At 36.8% G+C, this 5,221-nt stretch carries 3 protein-coding genes; 2 read left to right on the forward strand and 1 reads right to left on the reverse strand.

Features of this window, described 5'->3' with window-relative positions:
- The coding region (locus tag VB732_RS35290; protein WP_323235453.1) for a Uma2 family endonuclease at positions 1–492 on the reverse strand (492 nt) is incomplete at its 3' end.
- A gap of 212 nt (positions 493–704) precedes the next feature.
- Between VB732_RS35290 and VB732_RS35295 the strand changes: the two genes are divergently transcribed.
- Both VB732_RS35295 and VB732_RS35300 read left to right on the forward strand, forming a co-directional pair.
- Positions 705–2,897 (forward strand): NACHT domain-containing protein, encoded by a 2,193-nt coding sequence (locus VB732_RS35295; protein ID WP_323235454.1) that lies wholly within the window; start codon positions 705–707, stop codon positions 2,895–2,897.
- 32 nt (positions 2,898–2,929) lie between these two features.
- On the forward strand, positions 2,930–5,221 hold a 2,292-nt coding region (locus VB732_RS35300; RefSeq protein ID WP_323235455.1), incomplete at its 3' end, for an NACHT domain-containing protein.

The following is a 5,221-nucleotide window of genomic DNA, read 5'->3' on the forward strand; positions in this document are numbered from 1 at the left end:
ATATTGTCCATTTTGCAAGCAGCGTATTTCTATGCTTGGTTCGTAAGGGTCGTAGGTTACGTAGGTGGGAACTTGGAGAATCTTTTCGTAATAATAGAGTTTACCGTAGGGCGGAGTTGAACGGACTGATAGTTCTCCACCTTCTGTGTCTGAGAGAAATTCCATCACTACAGCCACAGCAGCGCCTTCTAAATTCGGGGTATAGCTGCGACGAACTACATTTGCTCCTACAGACTGCACTTGAGGAACATAAAACCAGTCTGGGGCTTTGACAACGATTTTTTTGTTGACTGTGGCTACAAGTCCAAAATTAGAGCCAATCAGCATTTGAGGTTGGATGCGTCCTGTGCTTCCCAAAGCATCGGTAAGGGCAGCAGCGATCGCAGGTTGTTGAATATTTTCCACTGGATCGTCTGGTAAAATGAAGTCGGCTGGCAGTGCTTCCCAAGTAACAATTGGTTCTTTCTGGATGGGGTTAACTTGTAGAACCATAAAATTACTCCTAATATCCATGCACAGTATATAGTTATTTTTAACAAATCTTCAGCCAGCATCGCTTTTAATCTTGGAGGTAAAAACAATCTTGGTGTTGACTACAGTTTTTAGCAATCGCTAGCATTAAAAAAATATAAAATTTTATCCATAATATTAGCAATGTATTATACTCCTCATATTATTTTGTTAAATTTAGCTCAAAAATTGATATGGAGTTTTTAATCGCTTGGGGTGTTGCTAACGCTGTAGGTTTTACTTTTAAACCGATTATAGAAACACTTGCAAATTTGGCTACAGATGTTTTAGAAGACTACGTTAAAACTTTCTTTGGTGTCTGGATTAAAGATAAATTGGATTTAGCTAAAGAAATATCTTTAAAAAATGCTTTTGGGAAAGCTCAGAAAGAATTTTTAGGCTTGGTGCAGCAAGAATTAGAAGATCAAGACATCGAAGTAAATGAATTTGAGAATTATCTACCTGATTTAGAAACTTTTATTCTGAACGCACAAGTTCTTGAACAACTGGGCAAACCTTTTCAAAAATCCTTGGGGGTTAATACATCGGAAGCTGATAATTCAACTATTGATGCTGGAATATTAATAAAAGCTTGGAATAATCTTAATTTAAAAACTTTACCAGCAGATTTTAATTGGCAGCAGCTTATCAAACGATATGTAAAAAAAATCGATTATATCTTACAAGATTCTGACGAATTAAGGAAACTATTAGATTCACAAAATCTGTCAAGAATGCGAGAAAGTTTAGAACAACTTACCCCTGTTTTACCAGATTTTGATTTCCGTCGTTATAAATCAGGGTTGCTTGGTGCTTATAGTAAACTCAGGCTGGAGAGTTTGGACACTAGCGGATGTAATTACAGCCTCGATTTATGGAATATATTTATATGGCAAAATGTGTGTGAGCAGTTAGTAGAATCAGCAACTAACGTTTCAGTTTCGTATATACTTAATGACTCGGAAAAAAATTATAAGTACACTGTTATATTAGGAAATCCGGGTTCTGGTAAATCTACTCTAGCCCAATATAGGGCATTGGAATGGGCAAAAATTCCAACCAATTCTTTAGACTTACAAGAATTACCCTTATTGATTGAATTACGCAACTATATTGAAAATCGTAAAAATTCGCAATGCCACAATTTTTTGGAGTATTTCGAGAGAGCAAGTGGTGTACTTGGCGGAACTCTTAATCAAAAAGAATTAGAACAATGGCTGAAAACTCAGCAAACAATGGTGATATTTGATGGCTTGGATGAGGTACTCGATCCAGGAGAAAGAGAAAATGTGGTTATTGATATCATTAACTTTATTACAACCTATGACAAAGCACGAGTTTTAGTTACATCTAGAGTAGTTGGTTACGAACAGCAGCGTCATCGATTTAGAGATGCAAATTTTCGTCACTTTATGTTGCAAGATTTAGACCAGGAGCAAATTGAGAGATTTATTAATCAATGGCATAAATTAGCTTTTGCAGATCAACATGAAGGAAATACAAAACGCGATCGCTTGTTAAAGTGTATCGAAAGTTCTCGCACATTTAGAGAATTAGCGGGTAATCCTCTGCTGCTGACAATGATGGCAATTTTGAACCGACATGAGGAACTACCAAGGGATAGAGCAACTCTTTATGAACATGCATCAGAGGTGTTATTGCACAAGTGGGATGCAGAGAGAAAATATTTACCAGATCAGAGCAGATTAGAATATTACGACAAAAAAGAAATGTTGCGTCAAATTGCTTACAAAATGCAATCAGATGCAAATTTTATCGGCAATAGTTTAGTTATCAGTAAAAAGGCGTTAGAAACAATTCTGACTGAATATCTAAAAGCTAAAGAAGTTAATGAACCTTATTTGCAAGCTAAGTCATTACGCGAACAGCTAACAAATCGTAGTTTTATATTGTGTTTTCTCGGAGGAGATACTTATGGCTTTGTGCATCGAACTTTTTTAGAATATTTTTGTGCTTCGCATTTTATTTGCGAATATGAACATGAACGTACTATATCTTTGGATGAACTGAAACAAAGAGTTTTTGTTCAACGATGGACAGATGCGGCTTGGCGTGAGGTGATCATTTTAATTACTGGCAAAATTCATCAAAAGTTTGCTGCGGAACTTATAGATTGTTTAGCAGAACAGAATGGACAAGAACATGGTTTTGAGAATTTATTGCTTGCAGCAGAATGTCTGCAAAATCTGAGAACTCGTTCTTTGATTAGAGAAACAGACAAAACACTCCTTGACAAAATTAAAAATTTGGTTGAAGCTCAACCAGAGGTTACAGATGAAGTGCGTAAAAGGGCTGTTGGGGTTATTAAAGATACTTGGAAAGATGACTCAGAAACATTACTGTGGCTTGAAGCCTTAGCTCAGTAAAATAGAGTTAGAGATATGGAGTTGGGCTATTGATGCTAGACTGGCTAGTTGTTTGGGGAGTCACGAATGCATTCGGGTTTGTCTTTAAGACTCTCCTAGAGAAATTGGCGCGAGAAGATTTAAAAAAATATACCCAAAAATTTTTCGATCAAATTCTGCTAAATTTTCCCTCCGGTGTAGGAATTCGACAGAAAGAAAGGTTAGAAATTGTTTTTGGTCAAGCTTTGAAAGAATTTTTGTTACAGGTGCAGCAGCAATTAGAAGATGCAGAGTTGTCTGAAGCAGAACTGAAGCAGTATATTGACTCGTTGCAGCAGTTTATTCATCAAGAAACTGCACTATTGGAATTAGGAAAGCCATTTTTACCAGATGCGATACCCGATGCTAATACTTTAACTGCAATTTGGGATGAATTAAAATTACGTCCGCTACCTGCTGATTTTAACTGGCAAAGTTTAATCAGACGGTATACTAAAAAAATTAAGGCAATTCTGCGAGAATCGGATGAATTAGATTTCATCCTAGATGCTCAAAATATCGCAGTCATCCAGCAAAATATCGAAGAAATTGCTGGGATTGTACCTGATTTTGACTTGATGCGTTATCGTGCAGAAATTCAAAAAGTTTATGGACATTTGAGGCTCGATTCCTTTGATACTTCAGGTTACAGTTACAGCTTAAAGTTATGGAATATGTTTGTAGCTCAAAATGTGCGTGAGGTGAATGAAGCTTTACCACAAGTTTATGAGTTACCCAAAGAACATCGGGAACGACTTCAAAGAAGCGGACAACTCGAAGAAGATTTTGATATTCAGCCAGAAATTTTAGAACAATACAAAAGGTCTTACGCTCAACAATCTAGCCGCTCTGTATTAGAAGTAATTGACGAACCACAGGCTGGCAAACACTTAGTAATTTTAGGCGACCCTGGTTCTGGTAAGTCTAGTTTATTGCAATATTTAACACTGCAATGGGCAGAAACTCCAATTCAGGACATATCATCATTACCAATTCCCTTGTTGATTGAACTCCGCACTTATGTACGAAGTCGAGATAATCAAGAATGCCGGGATTTTCTAGAGTTTTTTCAGCAAGGAAGCGGGTTTCTTTGTTCTTTGAACCAATATCAACTTGATACTTTGCTCAAAACTGGCAAGGCATTTGTAATGTTTGATGGGTTAGATGAGGTATTTGAACCAAGTAAACGAGAAGAAGCTATTACAGATATTATTAGTTTCACTCATAACTATCCCTTCGTACGAGTGCTAGTGACTTCTCGCGTCATTGGTTATCAGCCTCAAAGATTGCGAGATATTAGTTTTCGGCATTTTATGCTGCAAGATTTAGAACTAGAACAGATTCAGGAGTTTATTAACCGTTGGCACAATTTTGCTTTTAGTGACTCCCTAGAAAAGCAAAGAAAAAAAGAACGCTTAGAAAGAGCAATTCAGGATTATCCAGCAATTCGTCAACTTGCTGTTAATCCTTTGCTGCTAACAATGATGGCAATTCTCAATCGCAATCAAGAACTACCAAGAGATAGATCAGAACTCTATAGCCAAGCGTCACGAGTGCTATTACAGCAATGGGATTTAGAAAAACTTTTGATTCAGGTAGAATCGGCGACTATTGATTATAAAGATAAACAAGGGATGTTACGTCAAGTTGCTTACAGGATGCAAACCAGTGAAAAAGGTTTAGCAGGCAACTTGATTAATAAGGATGATTTAGAAAACATTTTAATTGACTATTTATATAGTATAGAAGTTCATCAAGGACAAAAAATAGCGCAGTTGATAATTGAGCAACTCCGAGAGCGCAATTTTATTTTATGTTTCTTGGGTGCAGATTACTATGCTTTTGTGCATCGGACATTTTTAGAATATTTCTGTGCTTGGGAGTATGTCTGGCAGTTTGAGAAAGAACGCAGTATTACAATTGAGTTTCTGAAAAGTGAAGTTTTTGGTCAACACTGGGAAGATGAAACTTGGCATGAGGTATTGCGGCTAATTGCCGGAATGATTGATGCGAAATTTGTTGGTGAAATTCTTGATTACTTAATGGTGCAAGATGGTGAAGAGGAAAAATTTATCAACTTGTTTTTAGCGGCTAAGTGTCTTGCAGAAGTGAGAAATCGCTCTGTGATTGCATTGGTAGCTAATAAATTGCTTAACAAACTCAAAGACTTAACTAAATATGACCTCTGGTACTATTACTCCTTCTTTGATGACGAAGAAACTAAGTTAGTTAAGGAAGTTCGCACTCAAGCAGTTGCAACAGTTGCCGCAATTTGGAAAGATAACAGCGATACCTTATACTGGCTT

It is taken from the genome of Nostoc sp. UHCC 0252 (genome assembly GCF_034931145.1).
GTDB lineage: Bacteria > Cyanobacteriota > Cyanobacteriia > Cyanobacteriales > Nostocaceae > Nostoc.